13 protein-coding genes are annotated in these 16,571 nt (G+C 46.7%); 2 read left to right on the forward strand and 11 right to left on the reverse strand.

The features are described from left to right. Positions 1-310: 310 nt before the first annotated feature. Genes ACFSVM_RS12800 through ACFSVM_RS12810 form a run of 3 tightly spaced genes read right to left on the reverse strand, consistent with a single transcriptional unit; the run spans position 311 to position 3,384 of the window. A complete protein-coding gene (locus ACFSVM_RS12800; protein ID WP_256702797.1) occupies positions 311-1,492 on the reverse strand; it encodes an NAD(P)/FAD-dependent oxidoreductase in 1,182 nt (393 codons plus the stop codon). A 37-nt stretch (positions 1,493-1,529) separates the two neighbouring features. Beyond that, a complete protein-coding gene (locus ACFSVM_RS12805; RefSeq protein ID WP_076312661.1) occupies positions 1,530-2,243 on the reverse strand; it encodes an SAM-dependent methyltransferase in 714 nt (237 codons plus the stop codon). Beyond that, complete coding sequence (locus ACFSVM_RS12810; protein WP_076312662.1) at positions 2,230-3,384, reverse strand: type III polyketide synthase; 1,155 nt, start codon at positions 3,382-3,384, stop codon at positions 2,230-2,232. The genes ACFSVM_RS12805 and ACFSVM_RS12810 overlap by 14 nt, the downstream gene beginning before the upstream one ends. 295 nt (positions 3,385-3,679) lie before the next feature. Here ACFSVM_RS12810 and ACFSVM_RS12815 point away from each other — a divergent pair, with 295 nt between their 5' ends. After that, positions 3,680-5,032, forward strand: a complete 1,353-nt coding sequence (locus ACFSVM_RS12815; protein ID WP_076312663.1) for a lytic polysaccharide monooxygenase — start codon at positions 3,680-3,682, stop codon at positions 5,030-5,032. Between the two features lie 141 nt (positions 5,033-5,173). Here the strand turns inward: ACFSVM_RS12815 and ACFSVM_RS12820 are convergent, their stop codons facing one another. The 4 genes from ACFSVM_RS12820 to ACFSVM_RS12835 all read right to left on the reverse strand — a co-directional run bounded on the left by ACFSVM_RS12820 (position 5,174) and on the right by ACFSVM_RS12835 (position 9,227). Then, complete coding sequence (locus ACFSVM_RS12820) at positions 5,174-6,043, reverse strand: SDR family oxidoreductase (RefSeq protein ID WP_379262533.1); 870 nt, start codon at positions 6,041-6,043, stop codon at positions 5,174-5,176. Between the two features lie 240 nt (positions 6,044-6,283). Continuing rightward, complete coding sequence (locus ACFSVM_RS12825; protein WP_379262534.1) at positions 6,284-7,636, reverse strand: cation:dicarboxylate symporter family transporter; 1,353 nt, start codon at positions 7,634-7,636, stop codon at positions 6,284-6,286. Between the two features lie 272 nt (positions 7,637-7,908). Beyond that, complete coding sequence (locus ACFSVM_RS12830; protein WP_379262536.1) at positions 7,909-8,262, reverse strand: hypothetical protein; 354 nt, start codon at positions 8,260-8,262, stop codon at positions 7,909-7,911. A 185-nt stretch (positions 8,263-8,447) separates the two neighbouring features. Continuing rightward, on the reverse strand, positions 8,448-9,227 hold the full coding sequence (locus tag ACFSVM_RS12835; protein ID WP_076312667.1) for an AraC family transcriptional regulator: 780 nt from the start codon (positions 9,225-9,227) through the stop codon (positions 8,448-8,450). A 253-nt stretch (positions 9,228-9,480) separates the two neighbouring features. Here ACFSVM_RS12835 and ACFSVM_RS12840 point away from each other — a divergent pair, with 253 nt between their 5' ends. Beyond that, positions 9,481-12,012 (forward strand): pectate lyase family protein, encoded by a 2,532-nt coding sequence (locus ACFSVM_RS12840; RefSeq protein ID WP_076312668.1) that lies wholly within the window; start codon positions 9,481-9,483, stop codon positions 12,010-12,012. A gap of 167 nt (positions 12,013-12,179) precedes the next feature. Here the strand turns inward: ACFSVM_RS12840 and ACFSVM_RS12845 are convergent, their stop codons facing one another. From ACFSVM_RS12845 to ACFSVM_RS12860, 4 genes are all read right to left on the reverse strand, one after another. Continuing rightward, positions 12,180-13,286 (reverse strand): Gfo/Idh/MocA family protein, encoded by a 1,107-nt coding sequence (locus ACFSVM_RS12845; RefSeq protein WP_076312669.1) that lies wholly within the window; start codon positions 13,284-13,286, stop codon positions 12,180-12,182. Between the two features lie 39 nt (positions 13,287-13,325). Next, on the reverse strand, positions 13,326-14,048 hold the full coding sequence (locus ACFSVM_RS12850) for a ThuA domain-containing protein (protein WP_076312670.1): 723 nt from the start codon (positions 14,046-14,048) through the stop codon (positions 13,326-13,328). A gap of 111 nt (positions 14,049-14,159) precedes the next feature. After that, positions 14,160-15,329: a Gfo/Idh/MocA family protein gene (locus ACFSVM_RS12855; protein WP_076312671.1), complete on the reverse strand. Its 1,170-nt coding sequence runs from the start codon at positions 15,327-15,329 to the stop codon at positions 14,160-14,162. Between the two features lie 19 nt (positions 15,330-15,348). After that, a complete protein-coding gene (locus ACFSVM_RS12860; protein WP_256209674.1) occupies positions 15,349-16,422 on the reverse strand; it encodes a LacI family DNA-binding transcriptional regulator in 1,074 nt (357 codons plus the stop codon). Between the last annotated feature and the right edge of the window lie 149 nt (positions 16,423-16,571).

Genomic DNA, 16,571 nt, shown 5'->3' on the forward strand with positions numbered 1-16,571 from the left:
CATTTAATTAAATAGTTGAATGATTAATATTTTTTATCTTACTAGTTAGAGAAATTTAATTCATCCATGTCGAAAAATACAGAATTGTGCGATTGCCCGAGAAATAATTCGTGGATCAGCTCTATTTAAACACTCCAACTGCCATAACAGAAGTTATAAGCATGTTATAACAGCATAATTTAAGAAACATGATCTACTTTGAATTTTTCATATGTTGTATTTTCTGAATATAGCTTTTAAATTTGATGGTTGACACGATTAAAAAACCCAGCTTATTAATCAAACTGGGTTCAGCTCATGAAGATTTAATTTATCGTTGAATTCCCATCTCGGTCAAACGAGTCGCCTTCACAAGATAAGAAGCTAGACTTGGGAACAATTTTGCAGCCCCAGGATATAGACGATTGGTCTTGGCAAAAGCCAGCTTCTGGATACGTTTAGCCCGTTTCAGCAGCTTGCCAAAATGATGGTTCGCCTCCAAAGTATACTCGCTCTGCCACTCATCATAGGTAATCTCAGATCTTAAATATCGATCTGTTACAGTCGAGCAGATGATAGATGATCTTAACGCGATAGACATGCCGTCACCACATAATGGAGGAATCACCATTAACGCATCTCCTATATGAGGGAAGATTGACCACGGCTCGGGAACCGTAGATAATTTGACCGGAGCAATGGATACCTGCGATCCTGGGGCAGGGACCCCTGTGCTCAGTCTGACCGACAGCTTCTCATTATCCTGTGCTGCCGCCTGTAATATATCGGATACGGACTTCCCAATACGCTGAACCGTCTTTAGTGGAAGCAGCGCAGCGACATTCGCCTTCTCTCCTCCTTCGATAGGAGATATTCCAACATAACCGCCTTCACAGAAATACAGCTCCACCCGCGGCTCTGTCTTGATGCCAGTATAATGAGATTTAACGCCGACATAAACCTCCGAATCTAGTGGGACATCGATCTCCATACCTTGAACAAACTTGGGTCTAGGGGTTCCATAGGCGCCGATAACAGATCGGGTATGATAGTGGACGACATCCTTTCCTTGCCGTACGGATACTCGATAGCTGTGGTCGTCAAGCTGTACAATATCCAGCACCATCGCTTTGGTTACGATGCTTGCACCCGCCTCGATGGCTTTTTGATGCAGCATCATATCCAGCTCATATCGGCTGATTCCCCAGGCTTTGCCTGGAAGGGCTGAATCGATCTCGCCTCCATTTGGCATGATGATCTTTGCACTGTCCATCACGCTGGGCTCCACTTGAAAAGCGAACGGATCAACACCCACATAAGCCAGCATCTCTAAAGTCTCCGGTGACATGAACTCCCCGCATGTTTTATGCCTTGGAAATGCTTTGCGGTCTAACAATACCGTGGTATATCCCATACCTGCAAGCTGTACAGCACATGCGCTTCCCGCAATTCCTGCTCCTATGACAATGATATCCACTTGTTGTTCCATGTGTAATTCATTTTGGTTGTCCATATGCCTCACCTTCCCTTCTTCTGTTGGCGCCTCTCTCTTACTGTCTTGGGATAATTACGGCATATCGGAACAAGGGCTTCCAGTTATAGGTCATGGATTGATGATCAAGCCGTTTTTGCAGCTCCTTCCAATCCGAGCCTTTGAATCCTTTTGCGACGGACAGCGGTCCATCATGCCGTATATAACGATTTCTCGATATGATCCGTGTTGTAATCCATACTGCTGTATAGGAAACGGTATGCCTGTGAATATCATTGATCACAACCCCGTATCTGGACGCACGCAGCATATGGGATACGATCTCAACGAGCTTCTCACCGTCAAAATGATGTACAAACTGGGAGCCTGTGACGATATCTGCTGATGCATCCGGCAGGTCACATACATCGGCCTGCAGGACAGTGACTCTGTTCTCTCCCTTGAATAGAGCCCTTGCTTCATCACATGCTTCTGGTGTCATGTCTACAAGCGTGATACTCAGCTGGACACCGCGTTCATCGGCCCAGCGAAGCAGCTTGCGGTTTACGTCTCCCGACCCTGCACCAACATCCAGAATTGACAAGCTGCTCGGCCTGCCCATCTCCTTCCACAGCTTCTCAACTCCATATTTCGTCGGTCCTGGAGCCGCGAAGATTTTATTTAATCTCCTTAAATGTTTGAGCGCTTCGGTCAGCTCCGCTCCGCCCAAGGAGAAATCATCCATCAATTCCTCTTCCTTCGCTCTCCGATCCAGCTTCCTAAAGATAGACATGATCTGCCTCTACAGATGAAGAACTGTACGAAGGAACATAGGTGAATCTCATAAGCTCAGCCGTTAACCCGGGGCCAAATGCCATCGCCACACCTTCTGCTGTCTCACGCCGCTGAGATCTCAGCTCGCTGCGCATCGCATCCAGCACAAACATAATGGTCACAGAAGACAGGTTGCCGTAATTCTTCAGGATGTCTCTGCTGTATTTGGTCTGATCGTCACGAAGTCCGAGGACTTCCTGAACCGAATCCACAATTCCTCTGCCACCCGGATGAATAGCATATAATTCAGGCTGTGGTGCACCTTCGAGCAGATAATCCATTTCTTCGGCTAGATGGGTTCCGAGCAGCTTGGGAATTCGCGGAGACAGATACAGATCAAAGCCGGTGTTTCCCACATCCCAGGTCATATCCTCGGCACAATCCGGTAATAGAACTGAGTAGCCCTTACCCAGCTGATAGTAATGCTGATGCTGATCTTCAGCCATGCTCACGACACATGAGGAAGCGCCATCTCCGAAGAATGAAGCGGCGAACAGCGCTTCCCGTTCCATCACGGGTTGAAAATGAAGTGTACACAGCTCCACACACACAACGAGTACTTTCGCACTTGGATCGCCTTGTACTACATCCCTTGCTGCTTGGATAGCTCTCAGCCCTGCCGCACATCCTTGGAAGATCAGTGGAATACGTGTCATCCGTGGGGATAAGCCCAAATGCTTGATCAATAGCACATCCAGCCCAGGTAAGAATTGTCCGGTACAACTGACGGTAACCAAATGCGTAATTGCCTCAGGTGCCGTATTTGAATCTTTAAGTGCTTTTTCCGCGGCCTGGATTCCAAGCGGGACCGCTTCTTTTTTATATGTATACATGCGCTCTTCCGTAGTTGGAACCTCTCGATCTTGAGTGTAAGGCAGATACTCACAGTCCTCTGGGTTCCCTGTATAGCTGGGCTCACATGTATATCTCATCTCAACACCACAGGATCTGAATATTCTTCTCGCGAAACGAGCCAGCTCTGGCTTCTCGCCGAGTGTTGATTCCATTAGCTTGGCTGCATCTGTCTGTGACAAAGCATGAGTAGGAAGTGCAGTCCCAAGTCCTATTATAGAAATACGTGAGTTTAACATATCGTTCATCCAAATTTTCCTCCTAATATTTGCGTATATGCCTGTAGATAGAGGTCAGTCCCCACACTCAGAATTTTGTACAAGCCCTTCACTACTCCATATCTTCTGTTGACAACGTACTTTTTAACCAATTTTAGTTACATAAAATGTTAATAAAACGATCATCACTGTGATGTTTTTTATATTTTTATCCCCTGTTTTAAAACTATTTACCCTTACCAACTCATTTGGAATCTTTAAAATAAGAAATAGGAGGCGAAAAACAGAATTCGCCCGCCAAAAATGTTGAGGAGGAAATTTATAAATGGAAAATGTTCTGGTCCAAAGCAAAAAGAAATTCCACTTTCGATTGCTGCTTGGAATCGTATTGGCATTCATCACATGCTTGATTGTTGCAGAGATTGCCTCGGCTCATGGTTACATAAGTGCTCCGCAAAGCCGGGCTTATCTCTGCCATCTTAAACAGAACACAAACTGTGGTAACGTACAGTATGAGCCCCAATCCTTAGAAGCAAAAGGTAATTTCCCTGCAGCAGGACCTGCCGACGGACAAATTTCAGGAGCTGGAATCTTCCCACAAATGAATGAACAGTCTCCTACTCGCTGGACGAAAGTCAACATGAATACAGGACCAAACACTTTTACGTGGACACTTACAGCCGCTCATGCGACTACTGAATGGAAGTACTACATTACTAAACCGGGCTGGGATCAGAACAAAGCGCTCGCACGTTCCGATATTGAATTGTTCTGTTCGATTAATGACGGTGGCAAAAGACCTGACTACACAGTGACGCATTCTTGTAATATTCCTTCTGACCGCAGCGGCTACCATCTTATTCTTGCCGTATGGGAAATCGCAGATACAGGAAATGCATTTTATAACACCATTGATGCGAACTTGAATGGCGGAGGAGGAAACCCTGGGGATACAACTGCACCTACAGCACCAAGTGGACTGCACTCTATGGGTGTTACTGCGAGCTCCGTCTCCCTGATGTGGTCAGCATCTACAGACAATGTTGGTGTCACTGGATATGAAATTTACAGAGGCTCCACATTGGTTGCTACCGTATCTGGTTCAACCCTGACATACAATGCTACAGGTCTTACAGCCAACACAAGCTACTCCTTTACAGTTAAGGCGAAGGATGCGGCGGGCAATGTATCTGCTGCGAGCAACGCATTAAGCATTACAACTTCCGGGGCGGGTACTCCAGACACGTCTGCGCCTTCAGCTCCAAGCGGGCTGCATTCCATGGGTGTTACTGCGAGCTCTGTCTCCCTGATGTGGTCAGCAGCTACTGACAATACAGCAGTAACGGGATATGAAATCTACAGAGGCTCCACACTGGTCGCTACGGTATCCGGTACTACCTTGGAATATAATGTCACGGGTCTTACTGCCAATACGAGCTATTCCTTTACAGTAAAAGCCAAGGATGCGGCAGGCAACATCTCTCCTGCGAGCAATACACTAACCCTCTCCACTTCAGCGCCGCCTTCAACGACAGCACCTGCATGGACACCAGGAACAGCGTATAAAGTGAATGATCTTGTAACTTACAACGGAGTAGTGTATAAATGCCGTCAAGCTCATACGGCTTTGGCTGGATGGGAACCCGCAACCACTTTAGCGCTTTGGATCGAGAATTAACACATATGCAGTGAGTTAAAAAGATTAACAAAACAAACAAAGCTCCTGCTTTCCTGGAGCTTTGTTTGTTTTATTGTTTTAATATTTTTTCTATCAATTCATTTTATAATCTCCTAAACTGCTTTAATCCAGAGTATATAATTACAGTCCTTGTTCTATTGCATATCTGCCCCAGTGAGGCCGGCTACCATCCCTGTCTGTAAATCCATACTCATCAGACAATCCCCATGAGCTGAGTGCAAGCCCACTCTTCTCATGCACCTTGGGATCTGCCGCGAGACACGCAGCTGCCTTGCCTACATAATCAGGTGTTTCCGAAGCAATGAAATGTGGCTCCGTACGCACTGCATCTCTCCAGTTCTCTTCGGTTACACCGAAGTAATCCAACATAGCTTCTGAACGCAAAAAACCGGGGGTAAGTGCCAGCGCTGTTACGTTATGCGGCTTCAATTCTTCGGCCATAGCCTTTGCCAGATGAATAACCGATACTTTGGCTAAGCTGTAGTAAAGATTACCTCGATATTTATCATCAATACCGTCCGTTATTTCTATGATTAACCCTTGCTTCCTTGCTACCATCAGCGGCGCTCCAAATTTGCTGGTGATCATGTGCGAATGGACTGCCCGCTTCTGCATCGTTAATCCATCCTCTAGCGAGTGCTCCCAGAACGATTTGGACCAGTCTGTCAGCGGATCACCTCCCCACACATCATTTACGAGGATATCCAGCCGCCCTTCTCTTTCTCGGGCGACTCGCTCAAACAGCCGCTCCACCTGCTCAGGATCTGTGTGATCGACTTGGGCTGCAATTCCAATTCCTCCTGCCTCAGTCACCAGCTCTGCCGTTTCTTCAATGGTTTCCGTTCGGTTCATATCCGATTTATCCTGGCGAGTACTGCGTCCCGTACAATAAACTGTGGCACCGGCCGCTCCCAGCTGAACGGCAATCGCCCTTCCTGCTCCGCGGGTGGCACCTGCTACAACTGCAACTTTACCTTTTAAGGATGTCACTTATTCTTTCACTCCTCTATTATTCTTTTTTCTTATACATCAGGACTTCTGTAGTCCTTCCTACTTATTGTAAATGTGAAATATGACAATACCTGTCGTAGTTAAATCCAATCATTTTCATGATACCTTTAGCTGATTTAATCAAGAGTATGTATCATTCAAAAAAACCGCTGAATGGAATTAATCATTCCTTTTCAGCGGTTATCGGATTATGCCTCTCAGCGATAAATATTTTAGGCTTTACTCTACTTCCAATTTTCTAGCTGCAGGCAGATCCGTGACAGTCGGTGCAGGAGATACCTCTTCTTCTGCAATCAATCCAGATTTCATCACCAGTAGAGCCTGCTTTTTATTGAAAAGTCCTTCCCATCTGGCAACGACAAACGTCGCTACGGCATAACCTATCAAGTTAATTGTCGTACGGAAATTCCCCATAATCCTGTCTGGAGCCAGCATTAGTGCAACAGCTGCGATGGGGATGAAGCCTGTGCTTGCAGCCGTTGCGGACAGGGCAACAAACGCAGAGCCCGGTATACCTGCCATTCCCTTGGATGTAAGAAGCAGCACAGCAAGCAGCACAAGCTGTTCGTACAAGCCGAGATCTGTTCCTGTTGCTTGGGCCAAGAATACGAGTGCGAGTGACAAATAGATTGAGGCTCCGTCAAGGTTAAAAGAGTAGCCTGTGGGTACCACCAAACCTACGACGGATCGATCACATCCTGCTTTCTCCAGCTTCGTCATCAGCTGCGGCATCACCGCTTCTGTTGAACCGGTAGCGAAGGAGAAAATAATTTCCTCCCGAATCAGTTTGATTACTCCCCACAAGCCAATGCCCACAAAGAGCCGCATTATGACTTCAAGTACGAGCAGGAAAATGAAGCATGCAGCCGCCATGGCCAGAAACAGCTTGCCGAATGAGAGCAGGGTCTGCATTCCATATTGACTTACCGCATAAGCCATCGCTCCAAAGGTTGCAATAACGGTCAGCTTCATGATGAAGCCCATAATTTGAAAGATAACTTTGCTGACATGATCGAGCAGATCAATCAGAAATTCAGAGGTTCGGCCCCCGATCCGAACGAGTGCAAAACCGAATAAGCAAGAGACAAGCAGAACCTGCAGCATGGCATTGGATGCGAATGCCGACACGACACTCTCAGGAATGATGTTCATGATAAACTCGGTTTTTGTTGGAAGCTCAGAATTGTTCGTGGCCTGTCCAACCGCGTCAACGGACAGGCTGGCCGGGTCCACATTCATGCCTTGTCCTGGCTTCATGACGTTTGCTGCCACTAAACCGACGATGAGTGCGATGGTGGTAACCACCTCAAAATAGATTAAGGCCTTTCCGCCAATTCTGCCGACGGTTTTGATGTTACCTACCTTTGCGATGCCAAGCACAACGACGACGAAGACAAGCGGTGATATAATCATCTTAATTAATTTGATAAATCCGTCACCGAGTGGCTTGAGTGCTATTCCGAAGGAAGGCCAGAAATAACCTACCGCAATCCCCAGTGCAATGGCCACTATGATTTGAAAAAACAATCCTTTGTAAAAAGGCTTCCTCTCCATCGTTTGTGCAACCTCCACAATAACGCCCCCATATCCATCCTGTTATTTTTTATAACTATATGCCGGGCGATATATGACGTCAATTTATCTAACATAATTTTGGAGAAATGCTTATTTAGCAAAAATAAACTAGGCATGCTACACAAAAAATACAAGTATATAATATAATTAATGGTATTAATTGTTATTTTATTTGATATTCACGTTACCTTCGCTATCATTCTGTCATTTCCATTAAAAAGAGCCGGATCGCAAATGCAATCCGGCTCTTTCCATAATCTATCTCCCTATTATTTAGAAGAATGATGCTTCCTATTTACAATAGACTCCAGCTTCTGGGAGATCATAACGCGTTCATATTTCAATTCCCATATCCGTTCGGTTACTTTGGCTTTCTCCGCTTCATCCTTCTCCAGACTTAACTGCTTAAACAAAGATAACAGCTCGTCATTCAGCGCGTCGAATTGCAACCATAACTCATTTCGCAATACCGGTGTATCCATATTCTTCTTCAGCTCTGTATAATTCTTCATCAAATTTATAATTTCTTGCTGCCATTCTGTGTCATCAATTCGGATCGCATAATTTAGGAGATCCAAATAATCATCTATTTGTAATGAATTCGTCATCCGTTGTATTGTCATGATTGATCCAGTGTCTCCTTTACTCTCTTTTACCGAGTATTATACTAGGTTTTATAAGAATTTCAAGAGGTCAAATGATTTTCATGTAAGAATGGATTCACTTCGGTTACCAATTGAGTCCTTACCTTTATTGTCTTTGTCTATATCATTCTAATCTAATTTAATTCACTCCCATGTGATATACCTCACATGTTTGCGTGACGCCGGAATTCATTAGGAGTAACCCCATACTCCTTTTTGAAGACACGGTAAAAAGAGCGCAGGCTGTTGAAGCCTGAATCAAAGGCGATATCGGTTACGGCATCCGTCGTAGATCTTAGCAGCATGTGAGCAAACGCCGCACGCAAACCGTTGATATAATCACGGAAGGAGACATGGAACTGCTCTGAGAAGATTCGGGAAATAAGATATTTATTAATGGCAAGCTCTTTTTCTAGCACATCCAATGTAAGGGGTTCCAAAAAGTGGCGATCTATATAGGCTAAAATTTTCTGAACTTCATCTACTTCTTTCAAATAATCTACTTTACGCAAGGATAGAAGGGGCATAGCGTGCCCTAGTATGACCGAGGTGTAGGCCTTCAGCAGGCGCTGCTCGCCCTGTTCTTTATAGAGATGATATAGCGTCCACATGAATTTATTCAGCAGGTCATTCTCCTTAATCATAGGACGACTCGGAGCAGAATGAAGCAGATCCCCTGTATAATCCCCCGGAAAGGCAGCATCGAAGAAGATGAGCATCATTTCGCTGTGCTCAATGGTCTTATAGCTGTGAGGCTGATTCGGAAAAATGAGGAGTATGTCCCCTGTCGTGAGCAAATAGGTGTCGCGGCTGATATTCGCCTGCACGCTCCCCGAAAGAATTGTGGCGATCTCGACATTCTTGTGCAAATGAAGCGGATACGTGTTATTCCTGGATATAAATGAATGGAACTGCTGGTCACGCTGTTGATATTTAATCTTCATATACGATCCCTCCGACCCAGTGTAGAAGCACCTGCAAATTTTACATATCACGTTAACAAAAACATAATATGAGCTTCCTCCTAAGTACAAGTGAAAAGATCAATTTTTGGCACGTAAGCGCAAAATAGTGGCAGGTAAATATTTACCAAAAGCCTTAAAGTATATAGTTGTAAGGAAGATCTATAAGGAGGAGTGAATGGCGGATACGTAACCTTCTATCTAACTAAACAAATCGAAGGGAGACAACTTGCATATGAAATCAAATCATAAGCGATTCAAAGGATTAATGTCTATCGGGTTGAGCTTTTCGGTAGCGCTTTCAATTATGGGTGTCCAAGCCCCTTCTGCTGCCATGGCTCTTGAGGCCACTAAGAAACCTGTTCCTGATGCCTCTGTTCTTGCATTTCCGGGTGCGGAAGGCGGCGGGGCTTATGCAACAGGCGGCCGGGGTGGAGATGTATACATCGTGACTAACCTAGAAGATTATAAGGAAAATGAGGAGCCTATTGAAGGCTCTCTGCGGTACGGTATCTTATCCACGCCGCAAGAAGGACGCACCATTGTCTTTCATGTTTCCGGCACGATTGAGCTTGAGAGCTCCTTGCGATTAAACAATATTAAAAATTTGACGATTGCAGGCCAAACCGCCCCTGGTAACGGCATAACGATTGCGGGCTGGGATACGAACATCAGCAATTCAGAAAACATCATTATTCGTTACCTATCCTTTAGGCCCGGTGCTACCAACGTATTTAATGGCAGTGATTCCATGGATGCACTCTGGGGCAGGGACAATAAACAATTTATAATTGACCACTGCTCCTTCAGCTGGAACACAGATGAGACCTTGTCGTTATACCGGGGTGAGAATGGGACCGTTCAGTGGTCGATCATCTCCGAAAGCTTGACACTATCTGGACATTCCAAGGGGAGACATGGTTATGGCGGCATAGCGGGCGGTGACAAAACGACATTCCATCACAATCTATACACGAGTCATACGTCCAGAAACCCCAGACTCGGGGGTGGATATGCTGGTAAAGCAGACAAGGATCATGTGGCCGTTGTCCAATTTGCTAACAATGTAATCTACAATTGGGGCTTCAATGGCACATACGGTGGAGGCTTCAATTTCACGAACTTTATGAACAATATTGAAATTGCAGGTCCCGGCACCAGGGATAATGTATCCGATCGAGTCATTGATGCAGGAGAGTCCGGCAAGCTGGGCGGCTTTTATATTTCGGGTAACCGGATCAACGGTAAGCTCACTGGCTGGCTGGATGGTTCATCGGCTTATGTAAAAAGCTCGGGTGACGCAAGTGGTGATCAGTTAACGACATTTGCAGCCGAGCCTTATTTATCCGCGGACAGCACAGGGGTTAATCACGGCGTAACGAACAAGGGCTTCGACCAGCATGTCCTCCAAGGCGTATTCGATGCCAATGAACATTTGCTGAGTACCATTCTTCGTCAGGCCGGAGCAACGTATCCCCGCCGAGATGCCATCGATGCTCGGATTGTAGCCGAAGTAGAGCAAGGTCTCGGAAGATATATCAATACGGAGCACGAGGTTGGTGGATATATTAGCAGCTTCGGTGTCATCGAAGATCAGCATTCGGATGGATATGATTCGAACCTTAATGGAATTGAAGACCAATGGGAGAAGAAGAACAAAATCTGGGGTGTTGAGGATGCATACAAGACCGTTACGCGTTCAGGCTATACTTGGCTCGAGCTATATATAAACAGCCTGGTTGATATGGAGCACGCTGCGGAGAACCCTGAAGCGAAGCTCCAAGCACCTTCTAATAATGAGCAATTTAAGCTCGGAGAACCTATTCAGGTTAAAGTCAATGCTGCTTCCAAGTTCAAGAATAAAATCGAGAAAGTTGCAATATACAACGGATCTGAGTATCTTGGAGACGCTGTGAAGAGAGGAAATACGTATCAGTACACGATCAAGGGACTGAAGGATGCTTCTTACTTTATCTCTGCCCGAGTGACCGATTCAGAGGGTCATGAGACACAAACGACAGCTGCCAGCATTCATGTGAATACGAGCGATCAGACGCTTGATCAAGCAGGCTGGTCTTCCAAGGACATCGGCTCACCAGATCTCAGAGGCTCGGGTAGTATAACCGAAGGAGTTCTGACGGTAAAAGGGAACGGTAAACTAGGCAAAAGCGAAGGCAGCGGTGAACGTTCACCTGAGCGAGATGCTGCCAAGGACGATTTCCATTTTGTATACAAGAAGATGAGTGGCGATATGGAGCTTACCGCAAAACTGGAAGACATCGGCTCAATCGATAACCACGCTTTTACTGGACTGATGATTCGTGAGGATCTCCGTATGGACAGCCCGGCGGCCGTACTTGGTCTATCTTGGGTGAAGCTGTCGAAGGACACCAGCTGGTCAGCTTATCTGGCCGGTAGAAATCAGGCGGGAGCCCCATTTGATGAGCTGACTGAGACGCTGGATAGTCCAGCGGCAGCTGAATCTGCCGGCATCCAGTTGTTAGCCGACATTCCTTTCAAAGTGAGCGGTGCCTCACAGGGATACTGGCTCAAGCTTGGCCGAAAGGGCGACACTTTCTATGCTTATGGTTCTACGAACGGAACCGACTGGAGTAAGATCGGGGAGAAGACTGTTGCCATGCCGGACTCCGTTTATGTCGGCTTTGCGGTTGACAGTAATGATGTTGCTAATGAAATTGAACAGTTGAATTATGCAAAGTTCTCTAATCTTTCCTTGACCGAGGGCTTTGATCCTATAACTAATTAGTTGATGAAGCCATCATATAATTCTTGTTCCTATATGCAAAGCGCCGGCTGCGACTTACAAGCCCCGGCGCTTTTATTATGATAATCAAAAACAAATAGCCGCAGATAAGCGGCTATTGTGGTCATTTTTATTTTACAATCGTATCAATATATACTCCCGAATGATGACTAGCTATCCAGCGTGTACAGTGGCAGATCTGCTGGTAGTGAAGCCGGACGCTTACACGTACTCTTCATGGTGTAGTGATGACCATCATCTGATGCGTCATGGAAGGCCCACATGGCTTCAAGGACATGATAAGCGAGTTCACCGCTGGCCCGGTGCTCACGTCCACTCCGAATGGCATACGCCATATCTGCCGGTCCAATTCCCCGTGTGTTCTGATCGTAGCCTGGCAAGAGCTCAACCTCTTCCCAATCCTGCTCTCCCATACGCTTCAGCAGTACAGGTCCGCCGAACGTATTCGGATCCGGCACACGAAGTGTCCCTTGTGTTCCGTAAATCTCAATATTAGGAAGCTGGCTTCCTCCAAAAATATCAAAGCTGGTTACAATGGTGCCGATGGCACCTTGTTCAAACCGAAGTAAACCTGCGACATGGGTAGGAATTTCCACTTTGATCTTCTGACCGTACTTCTTCTCACTGCTGATCGTACGTTCTTCAAGCGCCTTACCTGTCATCCCTGTAATGCTCGAGATCGGCCCTAGTAATTGAATGAGTGCAGTCAGGTAGTAAGGCCCCATATCAAACATCGGGCCTCCCCCTTTGGCATAGTAAAATTCAGGGTCCGGATGCCAGAATTCATGACCACGGCTCATCATAAAAGCGGTCACTGCTACAGGAGTGCCGATAAGTCCCTCTTCTATGATTTTCAGTGAAGTTTGGATGCCTGTGCCAAAAAACGTTTCGGGTGCAGAACCAACGAGCAGTCCTTTCTCCTTTGCAGCCTGAAGTACCGCAGCTCCCTCTTCCCGAGTAACCGCCAGAGGCTTCTCGACATAAACATGCTTGCCCGCTTCTATTGCCTGCAGACAAACATCTGCATGCACGGCGGGAATCGTCAGATTGATGACCAGCTCAATCTCTGGATCATTCAACAGCTCCTGAACACTGACCGCTCTTGGTATACCGTACGCCTTGGCCTGCTCTTCTGCTCTCGACAGGTCAAGGTCAGCACAAGCCACTAATTCAAGACATTCGAATTTATTACAGTTCTCCATGTAGATGCTGCTGATTTTACCGCAGCCGACAATACCTACCTTTACTTTATCCATCGAATGCTGTTCTCCCTTCAACCCATGTAAGGTCTCATATTAGATCTGACTATCGCCCATACCTGTATATTGTATTGCCTTACCCTGCTTCGCCGCAGCTGCTTGCTTACCCTCTGCAGCCCACAGGAAGCCACGAACCATGATTTCTTTGACTTGTGGCATTTCCACAATATCCGCGTGATGACCAAGCGAATTGTAGAACACTCTCCCTTGTCCCCAGCGCTTCGTCCATACGACGGGCATATCAACAGCACCGTTCGTAGAATGCGGCCCCTCTACAATCGGGAATCTTGTCGTAGCCAGCACCTCGACAGCGGGATCAATGTGGAGGTAATACTGTTCACTTTTCACTTGGAAATCTTCAATGCCAGCAAGCAGTGTGCTGGAGCTGTTCTTGATATTTACCGTATACTCCACTCCGTCGTTACCCGGATGGGCTACCCACTGGCCACCCGTCATAAACTGCCAGTCAACATTCGTACGGAAGGCATCACACATTCCTCCATGCAGCCCTGCCAGGCCGACCCCTTCCATTACAGCGGTAGAAACGTTGCTTGCGAGCTCCTTCTCAATCTCACCCATAGTCCAGCAGGGAATGATGAGATCTAAATTCTTCAGTTTCTCCGCATCACGATAGGCTTCAAGAGTATTCGCGACTTCCACCTCGAAATTCTGCTCCGTCAGCCATGCTTTAAACAATGCTGATACCTGTTCTGGCTCGTGGCCGTCCCAGCCGCCCCATACGATTAGTGCTTTTTTCATCCTGATACACACTCCTTAAACGTTATTGGATCAAACAATGGACTCGTGCTAAACAACTGATCAACTGATCAATACTCGGATCATTTAGAGATCTAAGCGATTAGGACTCTCTTAGACATCAGCCATTTCAGACAGCGTCACCCAGCGGCGTTCTTCCACCGAGCGCTCTACCGCTTCAAGAACCGCCTGACAGGCAACTCCGTCATGGAAATTGGGCACAGGCTGCCTATTCTCTTCAATCGCATTCATAAATTCCACAACCTCATGCGTGAAGGTATGATCAAATCCAATCGGATGTCCTGTAGGCCACCATGCCTCCGCATACTTATGAACCCCATCTGTCGCCATGACGCGGCGGAAGCCCTGCACATCCTCTGCATCATTTACAAAGTAAACCTCAAGCTCATTCATTCGTTCAAAATCAAACTTTACGCTGCCCAAGCTGCCATTAATTTCAAACGAATTAGTGCTTCGATGACCCGCCGCAAAGCGGGTTGCCTCAAAGCTGCCGATGGCACCGCTTTCAAACCGGGCTAAGAACAGTGTCGCATCATCTACGGTTACGGGTCCTTTTTCCGTGCTGCTATTGCCCTTCGCGGTAAGTCCTGTCATCTCTGATGCAATCGGACGCTCCTTAATGAAGGTCTCGCTCATACCGATTACTTCTGTAAACTCTCCAACCAAATAGCGAGCCATATCAATCAGGTGTGCTCCCAGATCGCCATGTGAACCAGAGCCAGCAATTTCCTTCTGTAGTCTCCAGACAAGCGGGAATTCAGGGTCCAAGATCCAGTCCTGCAGGAAATTCGCACGGAAATGATAAATCTTCCCGAGTCTGCCGCTCTCCACAAGATCCTTGGCCAGCTGAACCGCTGGTGAGAAACGATAGTTAAAGCCAATCATATGCTTAATGCCTGCTCTTTCGGCAGCCTCCAGCATTTCGCGGGAATCCTTAAGATTCAGGGCAAGCGGCTTTTCGCAGAAAATATGCTTGCCTGCCTGTGCTGCGGCAATGGCAATTTCTTTGTGGACATCACTTGGCGCATTGATATCGATAAGGTCGATATCTTCTCTAGTTACAAGCTCTCTCCAGTCGGTCACACTCTCCTGCCAGCCGAACTGCTGCTGCGCTTCCTTTACTCCCTTGGGGTCACGGCCGCAAATGACCGACATTTCAGGTTTCACCACTTGTGGGAAGAACATAGGGACACTGCGATACGCATTGCTGTGCGCCTTACCCATAAATTTATAGCCAATCATACCTACGCGAACAGAACTCATGAAATTACCCTCCTGTACGTTATTTGGATGAATCTCGAACGATCAGTTCAGCTTGTAACAAATATCTGGGATGCTCCTTAAGTACCTCGGACCCATTGGATGGACCTTCACATGCCGTCAGCATCAATCGTGCAGCCAGCTCCCCCATCTCATAAAAGGGAACTCTAACACTGCTGAGCGGAGGTACACAAATGTCCGCAGAATCCGAATCATCGTAACCGACAATCGCGGGGAAACGATGCTGATCCGGGAGTAATTCCCTCAGCCTCTGAAGCAGACCGACAGCCATCCGATCATTTGCAACAAAGACGGCATCGACCTCTTCAATCCTTTTCGCAATTTCATCACCTATGGCATAGCCGCTTCGTCTGCCAAAATTCCCTTCAAATAGAAGTCTGTCATCCCGTTCAAGACCCCTCTGCTGAAGCGCTTTCTCATAACCCTTGAAACGATCCAGACTGTTTGAATACGTGAGTGGTCCGTTTAGAAATGCAATTCTGCGATGACCTTGATCAATTAAGTGCTCAACAGCCATTCGGCTTCCTTCCTCATGATCTACATCCACTTCCGGGAAATTCTCCCCGTCAAAATGCTGATTGACCACAATAAAGGGATGCCCTGACTCCCGCAGCTTTCGAAGGGCTTCCCGTTCTCCCGGCTCATCCTTTGCACCGAGCACAACAAGAGCATCTACCTTCTGCATCCGGAAAAATGATTCATACTCCGGTGTTTCCTCTCCACTGCGAAACAGAACCAGAAGATCGTAGCCTTGCTCCCGCACCGTATTTCCCATGCCACTGAGTATTTCAGAGAAATAGTAGCTTGAGAACAGTCTTGCCTTCGGAATATAAGGCAGAACTACGCCAATATTCCCGCTCTTGCGGCGGGCAAAGCTGCGCGCGAGATTACTGGGCACATAACCAAGCTGGTTGGCAGCATCCAGAACTCTGATCCGCGTCTCTTCTTTAATAGGACCCACGCCATTCAGTACTCGGGAAACCGTAGCCTCAGATACACCCGCTAAATCAGCAACTTCTCTTCGTGTTGCAATAATAGATCCACTCATTTCCTTATCTAATGTACGCGCGTACATTTTCTCATGGAGAGGTCCGATTGTCAATTGATTTGATACATATTTTACAAAAATAATACGCCCATGATCTCTACCAGACCCTGAATAAATTCTTTATTCATGATCAGGTGTTATAAGTTCATGAGCGTATATATATGGATAACGGTTTG

Origin of the sequence: Paenibacillus shunpengii (assembly GCF_042684905.1) — a bacterium.
In the GTDB taxonomy this organism is placed as follows: domain Bacteria; phylum Bacillota; class Bacilli; order Paenibacillales; family Paenibacillaceae; genus Paenibacillus; species Paenibacillus shunpengii.

Bases quoted from the DNA above. Each gene is read 5' to 3' on its own strand.
- ACFSVM_RS12800 (WP_256702797.1), bottom strand. From the start codon at position 1,492: ATGGACAACCAAAATGAATTACACATGGAACAACAAGTGGATATCATT.
- ACFSVM_RS12805 (WP_076312661.1), bottom strand. From the start codon at position 2,243: ATGTCTATCTTTAGGAAGCTGGATCGGAGAGCGAAGGAAGAGGAATTG.
- ACFSVM_RS12810 (WP_076312662.1), bottom strand. From the start codon at position 3,384: ATGAACGATATGTTAAACTCACGTATTTCTATAATAGGACTTGGGACT.
- ACFSVM_RS12815 (WP_076312663.1), top strand. From the start codon at position 3,680: ATGGAAAATGTTCTGGTCCAAAGCAAAAAGAAATTCCACTTTCGATTG.
- ACFSVM_RS12830 (WP_379262536.1), bottom strand. From the start codon at position 8,262: ATGACAATACAACGGATGACGAATTCATTACAAATAGATGATTATTTG.
- ACFSVM_RS12835 (WP_076312667.1), bottom strand. From the start codon at position 9,227: ATGAAGATTAAATATCAACAGCGTGACCAGCAGTTCCATTCATTTATA.
- ACFSVM_RS12840 (WP_076312668.1), top strand. From the start codon at position 9,481: ATGAAATCAAATCATAAGCGATTCAAAGGATTAATGTCTATCGGGTTG.
- ACFSVM_RS12845 (WP_076312669.1), bottom strand. From the start codon at position 13,286: ATGGATAAAGTAAAGGTAGGTATTGTCGGCTGCGGTAAAATCAGCAGC.
- ACFSVM_RS12850 (WP_076312670.1), bottom strand. From the start codon at position 14,048: ATGAAAAAAGCACTAATCGTATGGGGCGGCTGGGACGGCCACGAGCCA.
- ACFSVM_RS12855 (WP_076312671.1), bottom strand. From the start codon at position 15,329: ATGAGTTCTGTTCGCGTAGGTATGATTGGCTATAAATTTATGGGTAAG.
- ACFSVM_RS12860 (WP_256209674.1), bottom strand. From the start codon at position 16,422: ATGTACGCGCGTACATTAGATAAGGAAATGAGTGGATCTATTATTGCA.